Below are 23,609 nucleotides of genomic sequence, written 5' to 3' on the forward strand. Positions count from 1 at the left end.
ACCCGGAGCTTCCCGCGCATGACCATGGAACAGACACGCATTTCATTCGACAAGGCCTGCATCTTCGGCGCCGGTGCCATCGGCGGCTGGATGGGCGCGGCCCTGGCCCGCGCCGGCTGCCAGCTCAGCGCCGTGGCGCGCGGCGCCGCGCTGCAGGCCCTGCGCACCCAGGGCCTGACCCTGGTGCACGGCGAGCAGCGCGAGCACTTCGCGCTGCGTGCCGAACAGGACCCGGCCGCCCTGGGCGTGCAGGACCTGGTCATCATCTCCGTCAAGGCACCGGGCATGCCCGATGTGGCCGAGCGCATCGGCCCGCTGATCGGCCCGCAGACCGTGGTGCTCACGGCCATGAACGGCGTGCCCTGGTGGTTCCTGCACGGCGGTGTCGATGCCAGCGTGCGCGGCAAGCAGCTGAAAGCCGTGGACCCTGAAGGCCGCATTGCGCGGGCCATACCGCTGGGCCAGGTGCTGGGCTCGGTGGTCCATGCCAGCTGCTCCAACGATGCGCCCGGCGTGGTGCGCCGCCACTTCGGCAACAGCCTCATCCTGGGCGAGCCCCTGGCCACAGGGCCCGGCCAGCCGCCCACGCCGCGCCTGGCGGCACTGGCCCAACTGCTGCAGCGTGGCGGCATCGAGGCCAAGGTCTCCGACAACATCCAGCGCGACGCCTGGTACAAGCTCTGGGGCAACATGACCGTCAACCCCGTCAGCGCGCTGACGGGCGCCACCTCGGACCGCATCCTGGGCGACGACCTGGTGCGCGGCCTGATCACGCGCGTGATGCTGGAGGCCAAGGAGATCGGCGCGCGCATCGGCCTGCCCATCAACGAATCGCCCGAAGACCGCCATGCGGTCACGCTCAAGCTGGGCGCCTTCAAGACCTCCATGCTGCAGGACGTGGAAGCGGGCAAGCCCGTGGAACTCGACGCCCTGGTGGGCGCGGTGCGCGAAATGGGCCAGCTGTGCGGCGTGGATACGCCCTTCACGGATGCGCTGCTGGGCCTGGCGCGGCTGCAGGCACGGCAAAAGGGGCTGATGGCCTGACGCCGCAAGGGCCCGTACCGGCCTGCAGCGCGCAACCGTAGACTACGCCCCCATGACTTCCGCCAAGAACCCCGCCTCGTCCTGGTCCACGCTGTGCGTGGTGGCCACCACCGTCCCCAGCGCCGAGGAGGCCGCCCATCTGGCGCGCAGCCTGGTGCAGCAGCAGGCTGCGGCCTGCGTGCAGGTGGAGCCCATCACCTCGCACTATGTGTGGGAGGGCGAGATGCACGCCACGCCCGAGTGGCGGCTGGTCTGCAAGACCCTGCCCGACGTGCTGGAGCGCCTGGCCCGGCTGCTGCGCGCCGGACACAGCTACAGCGTGCCGCAGATCACCATGCGCACCGAGCGCTGCATGGCCGACTATGCGCAGTGGCTGCGCTCCCAGGTCTCGACCCGGGACGTGGCGGACATTGCAGAAAGGGCCGCCGCGACCCGCATCACTGCGGCGTGACGTTGGCGGCCTTGATCACGGGCACCCAGGTCGCTGTCTCCTTGCGGATCAGCTCGCCGAAGGCGCTGCCCGTGACCACCCAGGGCTCGATCCCCTGCAGGTCCAGCTGCCTGACCACGGCCGGCGTGTTGAAGATCTCCTGAATATCCTTCTCCAACTGCCTGAGCACGGCCGGCGGCGTCTTCTTTGGCGCCATCACGCCGTACCAGGACGAGATGGCAATGCCCGGCACGCCCGCCTGGGCCAGCGTGGGCACATCAGGCAGGTACTTGCTGCGGGCCGGGTCGGTCACGGCCAGCGCGCGCAGCTTGCCCGACTGCACATGCGGCAGCAGTGCGGGCACATTGCCCACGATCATTGGCACCGTGCCGCCCAGCACATCGTTGAGGCCGGGCGCCGTGCCCTTGTAGGCCACGTGCAGGATGTCGGCGCCGGTCTGCTGCTTGAACAGCTCGCCGGCCAGATGCAGGCTGGAGCCCACGCCGGGCGAGGCATAGCTGATGGTGGCCGGCCTGGCCTTGGACAGGGCCACCAGCTCCTGCACCGTTTTGGCGGGCACGCCAGGGTGCACGGCGATCACATTGGCCGCCTTGGCCAGCGAGGCCACGGGCGCGAAGTCCGCCTCCACGCTGTAGCCGGGCTTGGCCAGCAGCGTGGGATTGATGGTCAGGTTGCCCTGGGGCACGACCAGCAGCGTATGGCCGTCCGGCGCGGCACGCTTGACCATGTCGATGCCGATATTGCCGTTGGCCCCGGGCTTGTTCTCCACCACCGAGGTCTGCTTGTAGCGCTCGGCCAATCCCGTGGACAGCAGGCGGGCCAGCGCATCGACGGGGCCGCCGGGCGGAAAAGGCGCGACGATGGTGAAAGGCTTGGCGGCCAGTTGCTGCTGGGCGGCGGCATCCTGGGCGAGGGCGCTCTGGCATGCGGCTGCGGCCAGCAGGGCGGCAGTGCCGAGCAAGGTGGGGGCTTTCATGGGGAACTCCGGGGAACAAGGCAAGGCAGGTACAAGCAAAAGAAATGCCTGAGGGCTATCGATTGTTTCTTGTGTAAAACAACGTTCTTCTTATAAATCAATGCAAAGCATAAAACCTGCGGCTTGATTCGAATCAAGGGAAAACCCTTGCCTGCATGCCCTGGTCTTCTCGGTACCTGCGCGCCCATGAAAATAGGAGCGCAGCGCGCTCCCGTAAGTCCACTCCAGAGAATGGGTCAAAGCGCATCAACAGGGGAGCTGATGCAGTCAATGCCAAGCCGCAGGACGACAGAGCCACGAGCAGGTCTTGCTGCCATCGCATGTCAGGCCTGTAGGCAAGTCACCACCAGACCCAACAGCATCAGGCCCATGCCGATCTTCTCTGCTCGACTGAAGCTTTCGCTGAACACGCGGCGCGAAACCAGGTAGCTGAAAACGACCTCGATCATTCCCAAGGTGCGCACAGGCGATGCTCCTTGCATGGCGTAGGCCGTGAACCAGGCAATTGAAGCGGCTGCACCCATGCAACCGGCAAGGAGCGAGATGCGCCAAGCTCGAAAAATAGGTGCCAGACCTTGAGCTGTGCGCAACTGAATCCAAAGTCCCATGCCGACGGTTTGCATCGACTGTGCGATCAGCACGCCCCAGGCGCCAGATAACCATGCCGTTTCGGCGCCAAGTGCCAGCGACCCTCCTCGAAATCCTACTGTTGCAACTGCAAAGCAGGAGCCGCAAGCCAGGCCATAAAGTGCCGATCGGTTGAGCCAGGCGGATAGTGAGAGCAACTGGTCGCGTGGCGGCAGGGACAGCAGCAGCATGCCGATTGTGGCTACGATCATTGCGGCCAACGCCAGCGGTGTTGGAAGTTCATGGAGAAAAACCGATGCGAACAGAGCTAGCTGCAGCACCTCTGTCTTTGTCAGAGTGACAGCCACGGCAAAGTTGCGCTCCTTCATCGCCAGCAGCAAAGCGACTGTTCCAGCCAATTGGAAAAAAGCGCCCAATGCAATCCAGCCAAGGTAAATCGGCGTGATCGAAGGTACAGCGTATGGCTTTGCTGGTACCAGATACAGCAGTGCCAGCCACAACATGGCAAAAGGTAGGCCATACAGAAAACGCACCAGCGTGGCCGATAGCGCGCCCAGCTCCTGTGTCAGGCTGCGCTGCGCTGTGTTTCGTACCGTTTGAGCGAGAGCGGCGAACAGGGTTATGGGAACCCATAACCAAGAAAAACCTTGAATGGATTCAAGCATGAATATGGAGGAGGTATGGGTAAATGGGGCGTAGAGTAAATTTTTACATTGCTGTGGATTATTTGGTAATGCGCAGCAATGCTCATTTGCTGATTAGAGAAATTTTGCTCTGTTGAAGATTTATTGAACGGTTGAAGACAGAGACTCGAGATAGAACATGAGGCCTGCGTAGAGCGTTTCTTCCGGGGTGCCTGCGCGAGGAGAGCTCGGCATCATCCAGGTGTCCTTGCTTCCATTTATCCGCATGCTGCGGAGAAAGCAGTATGTGGTCAATGCGTAGAATTTACGGTAATTTTCTTCGCCAATCCAATTGGATATTTCATGAATGCTACGAATTACCGGTATTTGATCCAGCATCTGCCGATGCTGATCATGCTTCATGAGAAATAGTACGCTTTTCTCAAGTGGAACGATGTTGATGCTATCGCGAATCTCGGCCGCCAGCTCATGCCAGAAGGAAAATGCGAAACGCGAAAATCCAAAGTAAGGGTCGATGCCTTGAACAGAACCATCCGGATCGATGAAGCTGATTTCATTCAAAGTCTCGTCGTAGAGAACATTGCCAAAGTGAAAATTGCAGTGTGCACTTGTGCTGCTCGCCAGGAAAATTTCTTCCTCGGCATAAGCAAGAGCCCTTTCTACCACGGCACGACCACTTGGGATAATAATCTTTCCCTCAATAATTACAGGTTTGTCAAACAGGCTGTGCAATTGTTTTGAGGAATCCCATTCGTAGCGAATCTTTTGGTGTAGTTGATACGTTGACTCTATCGGTTGACTGCATTCAATTTTCACTGCTGTCTTTATGCTGTCCAGGGCATGTTTTATGATTTGGTTTTTATATTCTATGGATTTTGTTGCATCGAATACAAGGCTTGCCAGAGATGCACCAGACTTCTTTTCAAGAATATAAAAATGACGACCTCCAACCAATCCTGTGTGAAGAACTGGCACCATCAGTTTGGGATAAATTCCGTGAAGAGCTTGAATCTGTTGGACTTCTGTTTTGAGCTTCTCATTGAACTCGGCTGTATTGGCTGTTTTAAAAACGAATCCCGAATCAAGAATATCGACGCTGTGCGAGCTTGTCATTTCACATTCCTTAGAAAATGGTGCTGAAAAGACCTAATGCGATGTTGCGTGCAGCTGAAATAGCGAGGCTGGAGTAGCCTACGGTATTGTTGACAAAGGATTGAATTGTTAGTTGAGAAAGTCCTTGTGGCTCCAAATAGCTGGGTCGAGATAGCAGTAAATGGTGAGGGTCAGTAAGAATAGTGGCGCATCGATGGTCGTGTGCATAGGCTCTGCTTCCGAGTGGCATCGTGGTTCCTTGCGCGATGTATCTATATCTATCAAATAAATTATCGATTGATGCTTCAACAGCCTCGCGGGTCATCAAGCCTCGATCCTGAACGATGAATCGATTTATCTGAAAACCTGGCGCATGGACCGGCGCTCGCAGGGAGATGGTATTTACGAGAGGTGCCCAAGGCATAACCTTGGTTTGGCTTTGGGTGATTTGAGAGAAGCTAGGGCGTAAATTGTTCCGTGCATCTTGATCCCTGCCTTCGAAGGAACGGGTGCCTAGAACTCCGTTGGGAGTATCCGGGTGGATGATGTCCGTCTCCACTGCGAGGATGCTCTGGGCTGTAAGGCCAAGTGTTCGCAGCGTATCTATAACTATACGAAGAGACGCATGCATGCCATTGGTTTGGCATGAACCAAGACAATAAACACCATCAGTAATTACTCTGGTTTTTGCGGTTGGCAGATCTGAGGATGAAAGATCTGCAAGACAGCTATATATACTTGGGAGATCATTTGCTTCCGCAACTCCTAGAATCGTGTGACATTTTCTTTTAAGCCACGAGACTACAGCGCTTTCTGCAGAAATGTCTGCTTTGCTCGTCGCGAGAAAAGCTATATCAAAGGAGGTTGATATTGTTGGAAACTCTTTGCGCAGATCACAGAACTCGAATTTGACTTCCCTGGATCCAATTTTCAGTGTTTTTTCATCGATTGCCTGTACAAGCGCATGTGCTCCAGGTTGAGCGAGGGCGAGGCGCGCAATAATTCCATCAATTGGCCGGAGGTGGGGATAGTTTTTGTGAACAGATGGTGTGTTTGTTAGTACTGTTGTAATTGCAAATCCGTCTTTTTCCGGATTGTTCAAGAGCAGTAAATTTGAACCAATTTCCGCGCCTGCTCCAACAAGCATTGCCGTTTTCATGTCATTATCCTCCACGTTGTGATTTGGCGATATTTCTTTGGAAATCGTTTATTTTGTCTGGGTGATTGCGGGCTGTGTCTCAGTCGCGATAGATTTTTTGGCTGTAGATTGACTCGAAAATACGCTTAAGATGATTTTTCTTAAATGTGGAGATATTGAAGTTGATTTGCAGAGTGCGCACTTCTAGTAAGCAATTCGGGGAAAGAATTGCTTTTTCTCAAAAGCAAGCATGAGTGTGCTTGCTATAAAAAGATGATGCGGTGTCTTTATTCTCTGATGCTATCTAAAAATAGCATGACTATAGATGGTGGCTTATCTTGCGTACCAATTTTGAAAGAGCGATTTCATAGGTCCCTGCGTATAGCCGCCAGCAGGCTTTTCGAAGAATTCCAGATATGCTGCTCGGCAAGGGCCTGGGCCTTCTTTGGGTCGCGATTACGGATGGCGGCGAGGATGCCGCGTTTTTCTTCTGTGCTTTCTGAGGCCCGTGAGCTGTGAGAAAGTGAGAGTCTCCGCAGGCGTGCGAGGCGGCTCCTTTGTGAAGAAAGATAGCTTGCCATCAGCGAATTTTGGGCTGCATCCAGGAGAACTTCGTAGAACTCTTCGATGGTCTCGATCTGAGCCCCGACATCGCCCGAAATCTGCGCTTCATTCATCGCTTTCACTGTGACATCCAGGCGCTCGATTTGCTCTATGGTGGCTCGCTCTGCGCACAGTGCCGCCACATAGCCTTCAACGGCTGCACGCATTTCAAAGATCTGGCGAATGCCGTCTTCATCGATAACGGCGACTATCGGGCCTTTATAGGGCTCCTTTGTGATCCACCCTTCTGCCTCCAATTGCCCCAGGGTTTCACGAACTATCGTTCTGCTCACATCAAGGAGATCGCACAGCTTGCGTTCTACCAAACGTGATCCAGGTGGAAGTTGGCCTTCCACAATGGCGCGCTTCAATTGCTCAAGTGCCAGCTGTCGGAGCGTTGGATTCACACGCTCTACGGCCATACTGCCTCGCGGAATTCCCATGTCTGTCAATGCAGGTCTGTCTGTGTCTGTACCTGCTTTAGAGGCTTGCCGTTTCATGTCTGTTGGACTTTCTTGCGAATTGAGTGATGGTATACCAACATACAATCTTGGGTCAAGATATGGAAGGGTGCGAAAAATTGAGAGGCATCTGGTGGGGAAGGCAGCAGGAAGACAGTGACCAAGCCATCTCCGCCATCGATGGTTTGTCTCTGATTGGTTTGCAAGCCACATAAATTGGCCTGAATTTGCCATCCGCAGCCAGCAAGTAGCCTAATCGGCTGGTTTAAAACTCTTGTGTGCTTTTACGAGCCCGAAAAGTGGGGGTAGCAGAGCGGGAGAATATGCTTGGAATGATGCGCGGCACACGCCGTAGTTGGCATATCGAAGGCAGGTCGCACTGAAGAGTCTGTTGCCGAGTTTTCGCACACGCTACTCTGAGTGCGGGCACTCAACAGAGTTGCTGCGCTTGCCGAGGCATGGGCCGTGCGCTCACCCGCACGCAAAGCTGGAGCGACGGGAAAAAATGCGTTCTCCACATCGGAGGCCAGAGTTGAGTGCGGTGGTGCACCGCAAGGCCTGCCAGCCGGCGTCAGTGAGGAAGAGCTAGGATTTCTGACCGTCCGAAGCAAGGACGGGCCTGTCGGTGCTACCGAGCACTGGCGGAAGTGCTGCTTTGACTGGCCGAAGAGATTCGTCAATTGCCCCGTGACGATGAGAGGCTGCTTCGGTGATTGAAGGGCATGCCCTTTCTGGTCTTTGCCGCGCCCACGCTGTCGGCTGTGGCGAAGTTACTGGGCTTTTGCGGCAAGTCACATGAGCTAACCCGGTAGGGCCTAGCCTGATCAGTCCCGAGGCGGTTGAGTGCGTCAGAGGTTGAGGCTGGAGAGCTCTTCGTTGAGCGGTCACTCCCCAATGGATGAGCGGAGAGCGGCTTGAGCGCCAGCTCGCAATTCATCCATTCCGCCTTCCTGTGGCGCCTTTCGAGAAAACTCTGAACAGATTGTCAGGACAGCAGCGCCTGCGCGAATTCCCGGGCGTTGAAGGTTTCCAGGTCCTCGACCTTTTCGCCCACGCCGATGAAGTACACGGGGATCGGCCGTTCCTGGGCAATGGCGGCCAGCACGCCGCCCTTGGCCGTGCCGTCAAGCTTGGTGACGATCAGGCCCGTGAGCTGCAGCGCATCGTCGAAGGCGCGCACCTGGGCCAGCGCGTTCTGGCCGGTGTTGCCGTCGATGACCAGCAGCACCTCATGGGGTGCCGTGGCGTCGGCCTTGCTGACCACGCGGCGGATCTTGCGCAGCTCTTCCATCAGGTGCAGCTGGGTGGGCAGGCGGCCTGCCGTGTCCACCAGCACCACATCCTTCTTGCGCGCGCGGCCGGCGGTGACGGCGTCAAAGCTCACCGCCGCAGGATCGCCCCCTTCCTGGCTGACGATCTCCACCGTGTTGCGGTTGGCCCAGACGCCAAGCTGCTCGCGCGCGGCGGCGCGGAAGGTGTCGGCGGCGGCCAGCAGCACGCTCTGGCCTTCATCGGCCAGGTGACGGGTCAGCTTGCCGATGGAGGTGGTCTTGCCCGCGCCGTTGACGCCAGCCACCATGATCACGGTGGGCTGGTGCTCACCGATGACCAGCGGCTTTTCCAGCGGGCGCAGCAGGTCGGCCAGGGCATCGGCCAGCAGCGCCTTGACGGCGGCGGGGTCGGTGGCCTTGGCCTCCTTGACGCGGCGGCGCAGGTCGGCGAGCAGGTGCTCGGTGGCCTTGACGCCGGTGTCGGCCATCAGCAGGGCGTCTTCCAGTTCCTCGTACAGCGCATCGTTGATCTGCGTGCCCGTGAAGACCGTGGCAATGCTGCTGCCGGTCTTGCGCAGGCCGGTCTTGAGGCGCTGCATCCAGTTCTGGCGGCTGGCACCCTCGGCCTCGGGCTTGGCCGTGGGCTCGGGCGCGGCAATGAAGTCCGCAGACGCGATGGTGGACGCGGGTGCAGCAGCTGGGGCAGGCGGGGTCTCGGGGGGCGCGGCATCGCCCTTGCCGCCGCCAAAGGGCTTGCGCCACCAGGCACTGCCGGTGTCGGCGGCCGGGGCTGCTGGTGCGGCCGGTGGCAGGGCAGGGGGGCTGTCCTGCGGTGGGGTTGCGGGAATGCCGGCCTTTTCAGGCGCGGCGCTGCTGTCCGTCGGGGAAATCTCGGCGGCGGAGGGGGTGGGCTTTTTCTTGAAAAAACTGAACATCGGCAGGTTCTTAGAATCACAGCATTCTATGAAACATGCACTCACCCTCCTGGGCTTAATGGCCTGCATGGGCACCGGGGCTGCTTTGGCAGCCCCGGATGCATCATCTTCCATCCCTTCGTCGCTGCTGCAGACGGTGGCCAGCCAGGCCGCCGGCGGCACGCGCACCGCCACTTCGGCACAGCAATTCACCTTGAAGAACGGCATGCAGCTCATCGTGCAGCCCGACCGGCGCGCGCCCACGGCCGTGCACATGGTCTGGGTGCGCGTGGGCTCCGTGGACGAGGTCGATGGCACCTCGGGCGTGGCCCACGCGCTCGAACACATGATGTTCAAGGGCTCGCGCAAGGTGGCTCCCGGCGAGTTCTCGCGCCGCGTGGCCGCGCTGGGCGGGCAGGAAAACGCCTTCACCAGCCGCGACTACACGGGCTACTACCAGCAGATTCCGTCCAGCCGCCTGGAAGACGTGATGAAGCTCGAATCCGACCGCTTCGCCAACAACCACTGGCCCGACAGCGAGTTCAAGAAAGAGATCGAGGTCATCAAGGAAGAGCGCCGCATGCGCACCGAAGACCAGCCGCGTGCCGTGCTCATGGAGCAGTTGATGGCGGCGACCTTCGTGGCCTCGCCCTACCACCGCCCCGTGATCGGCTGGATGAGCGACCTGGACGCGCTGACGCCCGGCGACGTGCGCGACTTCCACGGCCGCTGGTATGTGCCCGGCAATGCCACCATCGTCATTGCCGGCGATGTGGACGTGGCCAAGGTCCGCGCCTGGGCCGAGAAGTACTACGGCAGCATTCCCGCACGCGCCGTGCCGGTGCGCAAGCCGCGCACCGAGCCCGCGCAGATCGGCATCCGCCGCATCGAGGTCAAGCAGCCGGCCGACCAGGCCCTGGTGGCCCTGGCCTTCCGCGCGCCCTCGCTGACGCGCGTCAGCGACCTGCAGGCCGACGACCGGGATGCGCTGGCGCTGCTGGTTCTGTCGGCCGTGCTGGACGGCTATGAAGGCGCCCGCCTGGAGCGCGCCCTGGTGCAGGGCGAAGGCCGCGTGGCCGACGGCGCGGGCAGCTCCATGTCCCTCATGGGCCGTGGCCCCGGCCTGTTCATGCTGACGGGCGTGCCCGCCACGGGCAAGACTGCCGCCGAGGTCGAGGCGGCGTTGCGCGCCGAAGTGGCCAAGGTCGCCAAGGATGGTGTGGAGCCCGCCGAGCTGGAGCGCGTGAAGACGCAGTGGATGGCCTCCAATGTCTATGAGCGCGATTCGGTCATGGGCCAGGCCCAGAGCCTGGGCAATTACTGGATACAGGGCATGCCGCTGGATGCGGAAGACCAGCTGCTGACCCAGCTGCGCACCATCACGCCCGATGACGTCAAGCGTGTGGCTGCCAAGTACTTTGGCGATGACCAGCTCACGGTGGGCACCCTGGTGCCGCAACCGCTGCCCGAAGGCGGCAAGCCCCGTCGCCCCGATGCGGGTGCCGGCATCGGCGGACCCCTGCATTGATGCCCCCGAAGCACGCTGGAGTGAAGATGAAGAACATGAAAAAAATGGTGGCCAGCACGGTGCTGGCAGGCGTGGGCCTGGGCTTTGGTGCCACGTCCGCATGGGCCCTGCTGCCCATCCAGCACTGGACCCAGCCCAGCGGGGCGCAGGTCTGGCTGGTGGACAGCCCGGGCATTCCCATGGTCGATGTGCAGATGGACTTCGATGCCGGCAGCCGGCGCGATCCCGCCAACCAGGTCGGCCTGGCCAGCGCCGTGGCGCTGATGGCCTCCAAGGGCGTGACCGCCCAGGGCGATGCGCCTGCGCTGGACGAGAACGGCCTGGGCCAGGCCTGGGCCGATCTGGGTGCCAGCTTTGGCGCCCAGGCGGGCCGCGACAGCTTCAGCTACGGGCTGCGCTCCCTGACCGAGCCTGCGCTGCTGCAGCGCGCCGTGGCGCTGGCGGCGCGCCAGATCGCCAGCCCCAGCTGGCCGCAGGACGTGTGGCTGCGCGAGCGCGAGCGCTGGACCGCGGCCATCAAGGAATCGGACACGCGCCCCGGCACGGTGGCCGGCAAGGCCCTGAGCCAGGGCGTGTTCGGCACCCATCCCTACGGCGCGCGCGCCACGGGCGAGAGCCTCGCGCACATCGACCTGTCCGACATGCAGTCCTTCCACCGCCGCCTGATCGCGGCCTGCCGCGCCAAGGTCAGCATCGTCGGTGCGGTCAGCCGCGAGCAGGCCGACCAGCTGGTGCAGCAACTGCTGGCTCCGCTGCAGGCGGCGCAGGGCCAGGACGCCAGTGCCTGCGCGCCCCTGCCCGACGTGCCCAAGGTGCAGGCGCTCAAGGCGCCGGTCAACGAGAACATCCCCTTTGCCTCGGCCCAAGCGCAGGTGCTGATCGCCCAGCCCGGCATTGCACGCAACAGCCCGGACTTCATGGCCGTGCTGGTGGGCAACCACATCCTGGGTGGCGGCGGCTTCACCTCGCGGCTGACCGAGGAAGTGCGCGAAAAGCGCGGCCTGAGCTACAGCGTCTACAGCGATTTCTCGCCGGGCCTGGACGCAGGCGCCTTCACGATCGCCCTGCAGACGCGCCCCGACCAGGCAGCCGAGGCCCTGAAGGTGTCGCAGGACACGCTGCGCCGCTTCGTGGCCGAAGGCCCGACCGAGAAGGAGCTCAAGGCCGCCAAGGACAACCTGATCGGCGGCTTTGCGCTGCGCATCGACAGCAACCGCAAGCTGCTGGGCAATGTGTCCAACATCGCCTGGAACGGCTTGCCGCTGGACTACCTGGAGCACTGGACCGAGCGCGTGCAGGCGCTCACCGTGCGTGATGTGCGCGAGGCCATGCAGCGCATGCTGCAGCCCGAGCGCATGGTGACCGTCGTCGTGGGAGGCAAACAATGAGCCGCAACAGCATCAAAATTCATACCCCTGCCGGCAAGCGCTGGCTGGAAAAGGCCACGGCCGAGGCCGCAGCACCCAAGGCAGCTGCCGCAGCGCCTGCTGCCGCCAAGGCGAAAGCCGGACGGCCGGCGCCGGTGGGCGCGGGCGAGGTCCGCATCATCGGCGGCCAATGGCGCCGCACGCGGCTGCCCGTGGCGCAGCACCCGGGCCTGCGGCCCACGCCGGATCGCGTGCGCGAGACCCTGTTCAACTGGCTGGGCCAGGACCTGACGGGCTGGCATTGCCTGGATGCCTTCGCGGGCACGGGCGCGCTGGGCTTCGAGGCCGCATCGCGTGGCGCGACCAATGTGCTGATGAACGAGCAGGACGCCACCCTGGTCCAGCAGTTGCAGCGCCTGCGCGAGCGCCTGGATGCCCAGTCCGTGCGCGTGCTGCGCGGCGATGGCATCGGCTGCCTGCGCCAGGTGGCGCCGGGCACGCTGGACCTGGTGCTGATCGATCCGCCCTTCGACCATGCCGATCTGTTCGAGCCTGCGCTGAAGGCCGCCGCGCAGGCGGTGTCCGCCACGGGCTATGTCTATCTGGAGGCGCCCCAGGCCTGGACCGAGGAGCAACTGGCCGAGGCCGGTGGCCTGCAGCTGTTCCGCCATCTGAAGGCGGGCGCCGTTCACGCCCACCTGCTGCGCAAGGCACCGCAGGACGAGTAAAGGGCGCTGCGGCGGCCGCGTTCCCTGGCAGGAGCGCGGCTGTCGCACAGCCGACCGGCCATGCTGCAGCGCAATGCATAATGCGCCATCCGTGCCGGACCAGGGCACGCGCAGCCAATGAAAGCGACCGCCATGAGCCACGACGTGATTGCCGTCTACCCCGGAACCTTCGATCCGATCACGCTGGGTCATGAAGACGTGGTGCGCCGCGCGACCCAGCTGTTCAGCCACGTCATCGTCGCCGTGGCGGCAGGCCACCACAAGAAGACCATGTTCAATCTTGAGGAGCGCATGCAGATGGTGCGCGAGGCCGTGTCCATATATCCCCATGTCCAGGTCGAGAGCTTTCATGGCCTGCTGCGCGACTTCGTGGTCGAGCGCGGCGGCAAGGCCATGGTGCGCGGCCTGCGTGCGGTCACCGACTTCGACTACGAGTTCCAGCTCGCCGGCATGAACCGCACGCTGATGCCCGAGGTGGAGACCGTCTTCCTCACGCCCAGCGACCGCTACCAGTTCATCAGCAGCACCTTCGTGCGCGAGATCGCCACGCTGGATGGCGAGATCGACAAGTTCGTCTCTCCCAGCGTGCGCACCCGCCTTCTGCAGAAGGTGCAGGCCAATCGTGGGTCGTGATCGCACCACCTGATCGCACAACCGGATCGCACGCCTTGATCCCGCGCCCTGATGCCCTGACCGCCTGGCTGTCCTGAGGACCGGCAAGAGCCAGGGCCCTCTCAAAGTTCCTTCTTAGAAGGCAGCCTGCCGCGTGGCGCTCGCATTCACGGCGGCGTGCACGAATTCCAGCTTGCGCCTGGCCCCGGCCGAAAGGGCGAACGGATAGGCATCGCCATGGCCCAGGCTGCGGTTGAGGCTGTTGGTCAGCAGCGTCAGCGGCACCCACTGGTCCAGCATGGTGCCGAAGTCCGGCCGTGCATGGACCGCAAAAGGGTCCTGCACGCACAGCGCGGGCTGCGTGCCTGAGCCTGTACTTGTCCCTGAGCCTCCAGGCATGGTGATGCAGGTGCCATAGCTGGCCGCAGTCTCCAGCAGATCCACCATGTGCAGGTAATGGGCCCAGCTTTCGGCCCAGTCTTCCCACGGGTGGGAGGTGGCATAGGCGCTGACGAAGTTGTCGCGCCACTGCTCATCCATCGGGTCGCGCGCATAGTAGTTCTGCAGGGCCTGGCCATAGTCCTGGCGCTCGTCGCCGAACAGGCGGCGGAATTCCTCGATACGGCCCGCGCCCACCACCAGCCTGTCCCAGAAGAAGTGGCCGGATTCATGGCGCAGATGGCCCACCAGCGTCCGGTAGGGCTCATGCAGGGCCTGGCGGCGCCGGGCACGCTCGGCATCATCGGCCTCCACCACGTTCAGCGTGATGGTGCCGTTGGCATGGCCGGTCATCACGGGCGCCTGCCCCGGCAGGTCGGCCAGCAGCTCGAAGCGCGGCCCATCCTCTCCAGGCCGTGGACCCAGGCCCAGGCGGGCCAGCGTGTAGAACAGCTGGCGCTTGGCGGCCTCGATCCGGGTCCAGCGCAGCGCATTGGACGGGTCTGACAGATCGGGCAGCCAGCGTGTCTGGCGGCAGGACTCGCACAGCGCATGGGGATCGTCTGCGGGCAGGGCGAAGTTGCACTGTCCCACGGGACCCCGGTGGCTGCACATCTTGTAGAGCCGGCCTGGCGGCTTGCCGCTCGTCAGCGAGGACAGGCTCTCCCACAGCACGCTGTCCCGCGTGCCGGAAACCGGGCGCAGGCAGGCCACATGCAGTCGCTCGGGCAGGAAGGCCAGGGTGGCGCCGCAGTGCACGCATTGAACGCTGTCGAAGAAGACCGGGTGGCCACAGGCATCGCAGTTGAAGACTCGCATGTCGGTCACTTTACGCCGTATGTCCGGCGCACGGTGGAAAGGGGTCGTACCTGCCGTCGGCTGCAATGGTCGGCAATCCTCGCGGCGGACCGTGCGGCAGTTGGAGCCCTGGATGAAAAAAGGCCGGAAGTCTCCGGCCTTGTACTTGGATCAGCCCCCGCAGGGGCCTGCATCAGGGACGAACCACGATGCTGTTGCGCACTTCACGCACGTTCTTGGTGGTGCGGGCGATCTCGGCGGCGCGGGCCTTTTCCGATTCGGACTTGGCAAAGCCCGACAGCTGCACCGTGCCGTTCAGGGTCTCGACGCTGATGGAAGTGGCCGAGACGCTCTTGTCCTCTGCCATCTTGGCCTTCACGGCCGTGGTGATGCCGGCATCATCCACATACGAACCCACGGACTGCTGGTCGCGGGCCACGGAGCAGGCGGTGGTACCGAGCACGGTGGCACCGGCGACGAGAGCGAAAGCGATGGCACGGGTGTACTTTTGCATGATCAGTTCTTTCCTGGACAAGAAGATTGAGAGTAACGGTACTCGAGGGAACTCAGGGGACTCGGCGGCAGCTCACTTGCGCGAGCGGGAACTCATGAAGAACGCGGTGGCCAGGGCAGCGCCCGTAGCTGCAGCCAGCAGGATGGAGCGGCCAGGCTGTTCGATGACGTAGCGCGTGGTGGCTTCCGTGGCCGATTGCAGCTGGCGGCGGGCGCGGTCGGAGCTGTCGGCACAGAAGTTGATGCCGCGTGTGGCCAGTTCCTGGGCACGTGCTGCGAGGTCATCGATGACGGGGTTCAGTTCACGCTCGATGGACTGCACACCTTCCTCGGCCTTGTCCAGCGCACTCGCTGCAGTGCGGCGTGTGGTGTTGACGGCTTCCTTGGCGGCATCCGCGACATCCTGGGCAACGTCCTTGGCGGTATCGGCGGCTTTGTTCACGGCTTTCTCGGCTTGGCTCATTGGTTCTATCTCCTCAAAACTGGCATGAATGCGAAAGGCGGTCGGGCTGCCGGGCTGGCTGCCCGCGGGAAGCGGGCTTGGGCTGGCAGGGGGCTGAAGGCGGCGCCGCCGCTACTTCTTGATCAGGCTCATCACAAAGGTGACGACAGCCATGATCACGAAAATATAGAACAGGATCTTGGCGATGCCTACAGCACCTGCCGCAATACCACCAAAACCGAATATGGCGGCTACCAGGGCGATGACGAAGAACACGATGGCGTAGTGCAGCATGTAAAACTCCTTGGGTTGTTCGTTTCCAAGAAACGGCACGGGGCGGATGGGCCAAGTGCTGTTTGCATGGGTTCGACTGTACTGAGCCGCCAAAGGTGTATCTGACGGTGGCCGGCGTGGCATGGCGTCAGGGTTAGGCGGGGGGGTGGTGTAGGAATGCTCCGGCTGCACTGGGCTTGCAGCCGCCGCCGGCTGCGACCATTCGGGGGCGCGCATGCAAAATGGCCCCCACGCTACCCTTGCTGCGCAAGGTCCGCTGCCCCCCGAGGGGGCTGCTTTTCATCTTGGGGCGGCCCGGCGATGAAAAAAACCCCTGGCGCGTTGGCGCGCAGGGGCTTTTGCATGGCGGGTGTTGCCGCTTCAGGCGGTGGCGACCGTACCGGCGCTTTTGTCCGTGGAGATCGGCGCCAGCGGTATGACGGCGGAGATCGCCGTGCCCTTGCCCAGTTCGGACGACACGGTCAGGCGGCCGCCTGCGGCCTCCACGCGGTGGCGCATGCCGGCCAGCCCGTGGGAGTTGGGGCGCATGGCCGAGGTCTCGAAGCCTTCGCCGTCGTCCTGGATCTGCACCGTCACATAGGTCGGATAGTTGTGCACGGAGACCAGGACATGGCTGGCCTTGGCATATTTGCCGATGTTGGTCAGCGACTCCTGGACGATGCGGTAGACCGTGAGCTGGGTGGATTCCGGCAGTTCCACCTGCTCCAGGTTGGCCGTGACTTCGATGCCGCTGCGCTCGCCGAACTCGCGCGCCAGGATTTCCAGCGCCGTCGTCAGGCCCAGGTTGGAAAGGGAAGAGGGGCGCAGGTCCTCAATGATGCGGCGCTTGAGGGCGATGCCGCTGTTGAGCGTCTCCACCAGATGGCTGACGCGTTCGCCCACGTCCGGCGCGCTGAGGTCGATCTTGGATTTGAGGCGCGCCACGTCGAGCTTGGCCGCCGTCAGCAGCGAGCCCAGCTCGTCGTGCAGTTCGCGCGCCAGGTGTCCGCGCTCGTCCTCGCGCACCTGCTGCAAGTGGTTGGCCAGCTCCGTCAGCGTGGCCGTGCGCTCGCGCACCAGGGCTTCGAGGCGGTTGCGCTCGTCGCGCTGGATCTCCTGCTCGCGCTGGTGGGCCTGCTGCAGCGCGTGGGCCTGGCGCAGGTACATGAAAAAGCCCAGCACGCCCAGGGCCGTGACCGTGGCGATGCCTATGCGCGACAGCGACAGCGTGTGCTCGATGTCCTGCAGGTTCTTGGCCGAGCGCTGGTCTATGCCTGACAGCAGCTTGCCCGTGTAGTCGCGGATGGCGTCCATGTTCTCCATGCCCACGTCGGTGAACATGACGAAGCGCCAGGCCTCCTCGTTGCCCTGGCGGTACAGGCGCAGGCTGAGTTCCATCTCGCTCATCTTGCGTTCGACCTGGCGCGCCAGCGGGGTGAAGATCGCCAGCTCCTGCGGGTCGTAGATGAAGATCTGGCGCAGCTCGTCCATGTTGTAGTTGATGGCCGTGATCGCCTTGCTGTAGGGCTCCAGGTAGCGCTCCTCGCCCGTGAGCAGGTAGCCGCGCAGGCCGGTCTCCGCATCGAGCATCAGCCGCAGCAGCTGGCTGATCTCCGAGCGGGTGTTCTGGGTCTGGGTCATGGCCTCCAGCGCCTTGGTGGAGCGCTTGTAGCTGGCCTCGTTAATGCTCACCAGCAGCACGGCCGCGACGATGGCGAATGCCAGGCTGATCGCAATTCTTCGGAAATTTATCCAACGCATAAGCATCCTCTCACCTACAAGATCTTCGCCGATATTCTGCATAATTCGTGTTATCGGCTGCCGGGGCAGTTCCTGCGCCGGCCGTTACCATATATTGTTTGCACGACCAGCGATCCCGCTGGTCCCCCGAAAAAGAGGTATTCATGATCAGAATTGGCATTGTGGACGACCATGCAATTGTGCGCTCGGGCCTGCGTCAGTTTCTCTCGGAACACGTGGACCTGCGTGTAGTCGGTGAGGCCGCCAATGGCCGCGAGGCCATCGATCTGGTGCGTGCCCACGAGATCGACGTGCTGTTGATGGACCTGTCCATGCCGGGCCAAAGCGGTATCGACGCGCTGGCCATGCTGCGCGCCAAGGCGCCGGACATGGGCATCCTGATCCTGAGCGGCTATCCCGAGGAGCACTACGCGATCAACCTGATCCGCCAAGGCGCCAGCGGCTACCTGAACAAGGAATGCGATCCCCAGGAGATTGCCGAAGCGATCCGCACCGTGGCCCTGGGCCGCCGCTACCTGACGCCGGCCGTGGCCGACCTGCTGGCCCAGCAGCTCAACCGCAAGGATGACGCGCCAGCCCATGAACAGCTGTCAGAGCGTGAGTTCCAGGTCTTCCTCAAGCTCGCGCGTGGCGAAACCGCAGGTGATATTGCAAAGTCGCTTTCACTGAGCGTAAAGACGGTCAGCACCTATCGCACGCGACTCATGGAGAAAATGGGATTGTCTTCCAACAGCGATCTGACGTATTACGCACTGAAGAACAGGCTGATCGATTGATTTTCAGTCAATAGAAAATACGGGCTGCACGATTATCAAGTCGTGCAGCCTTTTTCTTTGGTGAAAAATCAAATGCAGTGCTTTGGGTTCAGGCTGTTTTGAGTTGGTTGAGTGACGCCGCATCGATATTCATGCAATAGTCCATGAGTGCGTCGATTTCATTGGACTTGTCGAAGACGGCATCCACGCCGAGCTGGGCGCAGCGGCTGCGGATGTCTGGTGTGGCGTAGTTGCTGAGCACCACGATCTTCTGGTGCGGCTGGCGCTCGCGGCAGGCGGTGAGCACACCCAGGCCGCTGCCCTGGCGCAGGAACAGGTCGACGATGGCGAGATCCCATGCGTCGGGGTTCTGCTGAAGCCAGTCCGTCCCCGCGCTCTCCGTCTCCGCGATGCCCACGGCCTCGACATCGGCCAGTTCTTCGAGCGTGGCGATCAGGTTCTCGCGGATCGTAGGGTTGTCTTCAACAAGATAGGTGCGCAATTTCACGGCTGTATCCAATAGGGACGCGGATGGCAATCGGAGTCCGGTGGAGCCCGGCCTCCATTGTCCTGCGCGACAGCGGGCGATTGTGCCAGTGAGGGATCGGCGTCGGGGTCAGCCGATTCCTACGCCTTGTTACCGCAAACGGGACATTCCGGTACACGAGTGGTTTGCATGCTACTCCAATCCAGGCTGCGGCTGTCGAACATGGTCAGGCGGTTTGTTGCAGGCGTGCCAAATCCCGCGATCAGCTTGAGGGCTTCCGCCGCCTGCAGCGTGCCCATGACGCCCACCACGGGCGCGAAGACGCCCATGGTCGAGCACTGCACTTCCTCGAACTGCGCATCGGGCGGGAACACGCAGGCATAGCAGGCGCAGTTCTCGTCGCGCGGGTCCATGACCATGAGCTGGCCGTCCAGTCGGATGGCTGCCCCCGCCACCAGGGGCACCTTGTGTCGCACGCAGGCCGCGTTGATCATGTGGCGCGTGCGGTAGTTGTCCGTGCAGTCCAGCACCAGGCTGGCCTGGGGCACGAGCTCGTCGAGCAGCGCGTCGTCGGCGCGCTGCTGGCGGCAGTCGATGCGGATGCCGGGGTTGATGGCATGCACGGCCGTGCGTATGGATTCCACCTTGGGCTGGCCCACGCGGTCCGTGGTGTGGGCGATCTGGCGCTGCAGGTTGGTCATGTCCACCGCATCGTCGTCCACCAGGGTGATGCGGCCTATGCCGGCCGAGCCCAGGTACAGCGCGGCGGGCGCGCCCAGGCCGCCTGCGCCGATGATGAGCACATGCGCCGCCAGGATGCGCTCCTGGCCCTCGATGCCGATTTCGTCGAGAAGGATGTGGCGCGAGTAGCGCAGCAGTTGATCGTCGTTCATTCGCGTCTCCAGACGTGAAAAAGCCGGGCGCGCGGCCCGGCTTGGTGCAGGCGCGGACCCGGTCCGCGCCGCGCTGTCAGTTTTCCTTCTTCTCGGGCTCGCGCTCGGTCAGGGTCTTGCTGACCATGACGGGCTGGCCCTTGAGGCGGTTGAGCGCCTGCTGCAGCTGGAAGTCCTTTTCGGTGCCGAACTCGGGCAGGCGGCGCTCGGCCGGCGGCTTCTTGGCTTCCTCTTCCAGGCGCTTGCGGGCTTCCTCGCGGGCTTTCTCGCGCACCTCGTCCTTGACCTCGGCGCCCTGTCCGCTGGACAGGTGCTTTTCCAGGTCGGCCTCGCGCATGCGCAGGGCGGCGAACAGGTCGCCTTCGGGCGTCTCATCCACCATCACGTCGGGCACGATGCCCTTGGCCTGGATGGACTTGCCGCTGGGCGTGTAGTAGCGCGCCGTGGTCAGCTTCAGGCCCGTATCGGGGCCCAGGGGGCGCACGGTCTGCACGGAGCCCTTGCCGAAGGTCTGGCTGCCCATGATGATGGCGCGCTTGTGGTCCTGCAGTGCGCCGGCCACGATCTCGCTGGCCGAGGCCGAGCCTTCGTTGACCAGGACCACCAGCGGCAGCTTCTTGAGCGAGGCCGGCAGGCGCTGCAGCGGGTCGCCCATGCCGCGGCGGGCATAGAAGCTGGGCGATGCCTTGTAGGTTTCCTTGCTCTCGGCCAGTTGGCCGTTGGTGGAGACCACGGTCACATCCGGCGGCAGGAAGGCTGCCGAGATGGCGACGGCAGCGTCCAGCAGGCCGCCCGGGTCGTTGCGCAGGTCCAGCACCAGGCCCTTCATGTTGGGGTCCTGCTTGTACAGTTCCTCGACCTTGCGCACGAAGTCGTCCACCGTGCGTTCCTGGAATTGGCTCAGGCGGATCCAGCCGTAGCCGGGCTCGATCACCTTGCCCTTGACGGACTGCGTCTTGATTTCTTCGCGCGTGATGGTCACGGGGAAGCTGCGGCTTTCATCCTTGCGCAGGATGGTCAGCTGCACCTTGGTGTTGGGCTCGCCGCGCATGCGCTTGACGGCATCGTTGAGCGACAGGCCCTTGACGGCCGTGTCGTCGATCTTGGTGATCAGGTCGCCGGTCTTGAGGCCGGCGCGGAAGGCGGGGGAGCCTTCGATGGGCGAGACGACCTTGATCAGGCCGTCTTCCTGGGTGATCTCGATACCCACGCCGACGAAGCGGCCCGAGGTGCCCTCGCGGAATTCCTTGTAGGACTTCTTGTCGAAGTACTGCGAATGCGGATCGAGACTGGACACCATGCCGGAGATGGCATCGGTGATCAGCTTCTTGTCATCGACCGACTCGACATAGTCGGTCTTGATCAGGCCGAAGACGGCGGACAGCTGCTGGATTTCCTCCAGCGGCAGCGGGGTCATGGCACCGCGGGCCACGGTCTGCAAGGAAACCGTGGTCAGTGCTCCGGCGATTACGCCTACGGAAACCCAGCCGGCAATTTTGATTTTCTGGCCCATATCACCCCTTTAACCGCGTCAATATACACCCGCTTGGAAAGGCAAGCGCCCGCGTGGTTCCCTAAAAACGGCGCAGCAAGCGCAATTTCCGCAGCAGGCGCTCACCTCAAGCGGGCCCGGCTCAGGCCTTGCCCTGTGCGGCCACGGCGGCTGCAGCCTTGGCGGCAGCTTCTGCATCGCCCAGGTAATAGTGGCGAATGGGCTTGAGATCGGCATCCAGCTCATAGACCAGCGGAATGCCATTGGGCACGTTGACGCCGACGATGGCGTCATCCGAGATGCCGTCCAGGTACTTGATCAGCGCGCGGATGGAGTTGCCGTGGGCCGCGACCACGACGCGCTTGCCGGACAGGATGGCGGGCGCGATGGACTCGTTCCAGAACGGCAGCACGCGGGCCACCGTGTCCTTCAGGCATTCGGTCAGCGGCACCTGGCTGGGGTCCAGCTGTGCGTAGCGCACGTCGCTGCGCTCGCTGCGCGGGTCTTGCGGCTCCAGGGCCGGCGGGGGCGTGTCGTAGCTGCGGCGCCACACCAGCACCTGGGCGTCGCCGTATTGCTTGGCCATGTCCGCCTTGTTCAGGCCCTGCAGGCCGCCGTAGTGGCGCTCGTTCAGGCGCCAGCTGTGCTGCACGGGCAGCCAGGTGCGGTCCATTTCGTCCAGCGTGTGCCACAGCGTGCGCGTGGCGCGCTTGAGCACGCTGGTGTAGGCCAGGTCGAAGTCGTAGCCTTCGGCCTTGAGCAGGCGGCCGGCGTTCTTGGCCTGTTCGACGCCGGTGGCGGTCAGGTCCACATCGGTCCAGCCGGTGAAGCGGTTTTCGAGGTTCCAGGTGGATTCACCGTGGCGGATCAGCACGAGCTTGTACATGGCGGCTTTCTAAGTCTCTCGATGCGACAAAGCTGGGCTGTCGCGGGGGCAAAAGCCAGCATTCTAGAATTGACAGGTTTGCCAACCCAAGGAATGACGTGAAATTCATCATCGATAACTGGTATTTGATCCTGATCGCGCTGGCTTCCGGCGTGATGCTGCTGCTGCCCCTGGTGCGCGGCGCAGGCGGCGGCTCGCTGACGGCGGCGCAGGCCGTGCAACTGATCAACCGCCAAAAGGCCGTGGTCATCGATGTCTGCGAGCCCGAAGAGTACGCGGCCGCCCATGCCAACGGCGCCAAGAATGTGCCGCTGAGCCAGTTCGAGGAAAAGCTGCCCACCACCGTGAAGAACAAGGCGCTGCCGCTGGTGCTGATCTGCACCAAGGGCAACCGCGCCTCCCGTGCCGAAGGCATTGCGAAGAAGCTGGGCTACGAAAAGGCCCAGGCCCTGGCCGGTGGCCTGAAGGCCTGGCGCGATGCCGGCATGCCGGTTGAAAAGGCCTGAGGCGCCCCCATCTGACGGCGATGGAAGCCGCTGCTCCGAGCCCCGGGCGCCAGCCGGCGGCACGCCGCAAACTCGAAGAAAGACGCACATGCAAGCCGTGAAGATGTACACCACCGCTGTCTGCCCCTATTGCATCCGGGCCAAGCAGATCCTCAAGTCCAAGGGCGTGGAGCAGATCGAAGAGATCCGCATCGACACCGATCCGGCCGCGCGCGACGTGATGATGCAGAGCACGGGCCGCCGCACGGTGCCCCAGATCTTCATCGGCGACCACCATGTGGGCGGCTGCGACGACCTGATGGCGCTGGACGCCGACGGCGGTCTGGTACCTCTGCTGCAAAGCTGAAACACGGGCACTGCATAATGCTGGCCCAGGTGCCCGCTGCGCAAGCTCTTGGCAGCGGGCATTTTGTTGGTGATTTTTTTGATGCCCTGGTCACCGCACCAGGGTTTTTTGCCCAGAAAGACTGATTCCATGGCCGAACAGGACACTCCCGTCTTCCAGATCCAGCGCGTCTACCTCAAGGACCTGTCGCTGGAGCAGCCCAATTCGCCCGCCATCCTGCTGGAGCAGGAGCAGCCCAGCGTGGACATCCAGCTTGGCGTCGAGGCGACTCCCGTGGCCGAAGGCATCTACGAAGTGGCCGTGACCGCCACCGTGCAGACCAAGATCCAGGACAAGACCGTTTTCCTGGTCGAGGCCAAGCAGGCCGGCATCTTCGAGATCCGCAACGTGCCCGAAGACCAGATGGGTGGCGTGATCGGCATTGCCTGCCCCCAGATCATCTATCCCTACCTGCGCGGCAACGTGGCTGACGTGGTCACCCGCGCCGGCTTTCCGCCCGTGCACCTGGCCGAGATCAACTTCCAGGCCATGTACGAGCAGCAGCAGGCAGCCGCCCAGGCGGACGGCAACTCGCTGCCGCAGTAAGCCGGTCCATTCCCGGA

General features: G+C 62.6%; 25 protein-coding genes. 10 read left to right on the forward strand and 15 right to left on the reverse strand.

Features of this window, described 5'->3' with window-relative positions; all coding sequences use genetic code 11:
* Positions 1-18 precede the first annotated feature (18 nt).
* Positions 19-1,044 carry a 2-dehydropantoate 2-reductase gene (locus ACUTR7_RS15420; RefSeq protein WP_063327104.1) on the forward strand — a complete coding sequence of 342 codons (1,026 nt, stop codon included), beginning with the start codon at positions 19-21 and terminating at the stop codon, positions 1,042-1,044.
* Positions 1,045-1,096: 52 nt separating this feature from the next.
* The gene (gene cutA, locus ACUTR7_RS15425; protein ID WP_445609184.1) at positions 1,097-1,495 is read left to right on the forward strand and encodes a divalent-cation tolerance protein CutA; all 399 of its coding nucleotides are present in this window, start codon (positions 1,097-1,099) and stop codon (positions 1,493-1,495) included.
* On the opposite strand, the gene ACUTR7_RS15430 is transcribed toward cutA, so the two are convergent.
* From ACUTR7_RS15430 to ftsY, 6 genes are all read right to left on the reverse strand, one after another.
* A complete protein-coding gene (locus ACUTR7_RS15430; protein WP_445609185.1) occupies positions 1,482-2,471 on the reverse strand; it encodes a Bug family tripartite tricarboxylate transporter substrate binding protein in 990 nt (329 codons plus the stop codon). The two genes, cutA and ACUTR7_RS15430, sit on opposite strands and share 14 nt — an antisense overlap.
* A 323-nt stretch (positions 2,472-2,794) precedes the next feature.
* The gene (locus tag ACUTR7_RS15435; protein WP_065346174.1) at positions 2,795-3,724 is read right to left on the reverse strand and encodes a DMT family transporter; all 930 of its coding nucleotides are present in this window, start codon (positions 3,722-3,724) and stop codon (positions 2,795-2,797) included.
* Between the two features lie 120 nt (positions 3,725-3,844).
* On the reverse strand, positions 3,845-4,816 hold the full coding sequence (locus ACUTR7_RS15440; protein ID WP_445609186.1) for a hypothetical protein: 972 nt from the start codon (positions 4,814-4,816) through the stop codon (positions 3,845-3,847).
* Positions 4,817-4,826: 10 nt separating this feature from the next.
* Positions 4,827-5,954 (reverse strand): hypothetical protein, encoded by a 1,128-nt coding sequence (locus ACUTR7_RS15445; RefSeq protein WP_445609187.1) that lies wholly within the window; start codon positions 5,952-5,954, stop codon positions 4,827-4,829.
* A 344-nt stretch (positions 5,955-6,298) separates the two neighbouring features.
* Complete coding sequence (locus ACUTR7_RS15450) at positions 6,299-7,036, reverse strand: GntR family transcriptional regulator (protein ID WP_254662032.1); 738 nt, start codon at positions 7,034-7,036, stop codon at positions 6,299-6,301.
* A gap of 946 nt (positions 7,037-7,982) precedes the next feature.
* A complete protein-coding gene (ftsY, locus tag ACUTR7_RS15455; protein WP_445609188.1) occupies positions 7,983-9,203 on the reverse strand; it encodes a signal recognition particle-docking protein FtsY in 1,221 nt (406 codons plus the stop codon).
* A gap of 28 nt (positions 9,204-9,231) precedes the next feature.
* Here ftsY and ACUTR7_RS15460 point away from each other — a divergent pair, with 28 nt between their 5' ends.
* The 4 genes from ACUTR7_RS15460 to coaD all read left to right on the forward strand — a co-directional run bounded on the left by ACUTR7_RS15460 (position 9,232) and on the right by coaD (position 13,438).
* The gene (locus ACUTR7_RS15460; RefSeq protein WP_445609189.1) at positions 9,232-10,710 is read left to right on the forward strand and encodes a M16 family metallopeptidase; all 1,479 of its coding nucleotides are present in this window, start codon (positions 9,232-9,234) and stop codon (positions 10,708-10,710) included.
* 26 nt (positions 10,711-10,736) lie between these two features.
* The gene (locus ACUTR7_RS15465) at positions 10,737-12,098 is read left to right on the forward strand and encodes a M16 family metallopeptidase (protein ID WP_202758631.1); all 1,362 of its coding nucleotides are present in this window, start codon (positions 10,737-10,739) and stop codon (positions 12,096-12,098) included.
* The gene (gene rsmD, locus ACUTR7_RS15470; RefSeq protein ID WP_012203729.1) at positions 12,095-12,805 is read left to right on the forward strand and encodes a 16S rRNA (guanine(966)-N(2))-methyltransferase RsmD; all 711 of its coding nucleotides are present in this window, start codon (positions 12,095-12,097) and stop codon (positions 12,803-12,805) included. Before ACUTR7_RS15465 ends, rsmD begins: the two co-directional genes overlap by 4 nt.
* A gap of 132 nt (positions 12,806-12,937) precedes the next feature.
* On the forward strand, positions 12,938-13,438 hold the full coding sequence (coaD, locus tag ACUTR7_RS15475; protein ID WP_013803934.1) for a pantetheine-phosphate adenylyltransferase: 501 nt from the start codon (positions 12,938-12,940) through the stop codon (positions 13,436-13,438).
* Positions 13,439-13,552: 114 nt separating this feature from the next.
* On the opposite strand, the gene ACUTR7_RS15480 is transcribed toward coaD, so the two are convergent.
* The 5 genes from ACUTR7_RS15480 to ACUTR7_RS15500 all read right to left on the reverse strand — a co-directional run bounded on the left by ACUTR7_RS15480 (position 13,553) and on the right by ACUTR7_RS15500 (position 17,642).
* Complete coding sequence (locus ACUTR7_RS15480) at positions 13,553-14,674, reverse strand: zinc-binding metallopeptidase family protein (RefSeq protein WP_192367103.1); 1,122 nt, start codon at positions 14,672-14,674, stop codon at positions 13,553-13,555.
* A gap of 172 nt (positions 14,675-14,846) precedes the next feature.
* On the reverse strand, positions 14,847-15,167 hold the full coding sequence (locus ACUTR7_RS15485) for a BON domain-containing protein (RefSeq protein WP_013803932.1): 321 nt from the start codon (positions 15,165-15,167) through the stop codon (positions 14,847-14,849).
* A gap of 72 nt (positions 15,168-15,239) precedes the next feature.
* Entirely contained in the window at positions 15,240-15,629 is a 390-nt protein-coding gene (locus ACUTR7_RS15490; protein ID WP_428141878.1) for a hypothetical protein, read from the reverse strand.
* A gap of 111 nt (positions 15,630-15,740) precedes the next feature.
* Entirely contained in the window at positions 15,741-15,902 is a 162-nt protein-coding gene (locus ACUTR7_RS15495) for a DUF1328 domain-containing protein (RefSeq protein WP_013803930.1), read from the reverse strand.
* A gap of 360 nt (positions 15,903-16,262) precedes the next feature.
* Positions 16,263-17,642 carry a sensor histidine kinase gene (locus tag ACUTR7_RS15500; protein ID WP_013803929.1) on the reverse strand — a complete coding sequence of 460 codons (1,380 nt, stop codon included), beginning with the start codon at positions 17,640-17,642 and terminating at the stop codon, positions 16,263-16,265.
* Between the two features lie 143 nt (positions 17,643-17,785).
* Between ACUTR7_RS15500 and ACUTR7_RS15505 the strand changes: the two genes are divergently transcribed.
* The gene (locus ACUTR7_RS15505; protein ID WP_012203736.1) at positions 17,786-18,418 is read left to right on the forward strand and encodes a response regulator; all 633 of its coding nucleotides are present in this window, start codon (positions 17,786-17,788) and stop codon (positions 18,416-18,418) included.
* A gap of 88 nt (positions 18,419-18,506) precedes the next feature.
* On the opposite strand, the gene ACUTR7_RS15510 is transcribed toward ACUTR7_RS15505, so the two are convergent.
* The 4 genes from ACUTR7_RS15510 to gpmA all read right to left on the reverse strand — a co-directional run bounded on the left by ACUTR7_RS15510 (position 18,507) and on the right by gpmA (position 22,155).
* Positions 18,507-18,905, reverse strand: a complete 399-nt coding sequence (locus ACUTR7_RS15510) for a response regulator (protein WP_013803928.1) — start codon at positions 18,903-18,905, stop codon at positions 18,507-18,509.
* A 119-nt stretch (positions 18,906-19,024) separates the two neighbouring features.
* On the reverse strand, positions 19,025-19,777 hold the full coding sequence (locus ACUTR7_RS15515; protein WP_012203738.1) for a HesA/MoeB/ThiF family protein: 753 nt from the start codon (positions 19,775-19,777) through the stop codon (positions 19,025-19,027).
* Positions 19,778-19,853: 76 nt separating this feature from the next.
* The gene (locus ACUTR7_RS15520) at positions 19,854-21,290 is read right to left on the reverse strand and encodes a S41 family peptidase (protein WP_013803927.1); all 1,437 of its coding nucleotides are present in this window, start codon (positions 21,288-21,290) and stop codon (positions 19,854-19,856) included.
* 121 nt (positions 21,291-21,411) lie between these two features.
* Positions 21,412-22,155, reverse strand: a complete 744-nt coding sequence (gpmA, locus tag ACUTR7_RS15525; protein ID WP_034390756.1) for a 2,3-diphosphoglycerate-dependent phosphoglycerate mutase — start codon at positions 22,153-22,155, stop codon at positions 21,412-21,414.
* A 98-nt stretch (positions 22,156-22,253) separates the two neighbouring features.
* On the opposite strand from gpmA, the gene ACUTR7_RS15530 reads away from it, so the two are divergent.
* From ACUTR7_RS15530 to secB, 3 genes are all read left to right on the forward strand, one after another.
* Positions 22,254-22,661: a rhodanese-like domain-containing protein gene (locus ACUTR7_RS15530; RefSeq protein ID WP_013803926.1), complete on the forward strand. Its 408-nt coding sequence runs from the start codon at positions 22,254-22,256 to the stop codon at positions 22,659-22,661.
* Between the two features lie 88 nt (positions 22,662-22,749).
* Positions 22,750-23,007 carry a glutaredoxin 3 gene (gene grxC, locus ACUTR7_RS15535; RefSeq protein WP_034390758.1) on the forward strand — a complete coding sequence of 86 codons (258 nt, stop codon included), beginning with the start codon at positions 22,750-22,752 and terminating at the stop codon, positions 23,005-23,007.
* A gap of 129 nt (positions 23,008-23,136) precedes the next feature.
* Positions 23,137-23,592, forward strand: coding sequence for a protein-export chaperone SecB (secB, locus tag ACUTR7_RS15540; RefSeq protein WP_013803924.1), 456 nt, complete (start codon positions 23,137-23,139; stop codon positions 23,590-23,592).
* The last annotated feature ends 17 nt before the right edge of the window (positions 23,593-23,609 follow it).

The sequence above is a fragment of the Delftia sp. NA_296.1 genome (assembly GCF_052692095.1).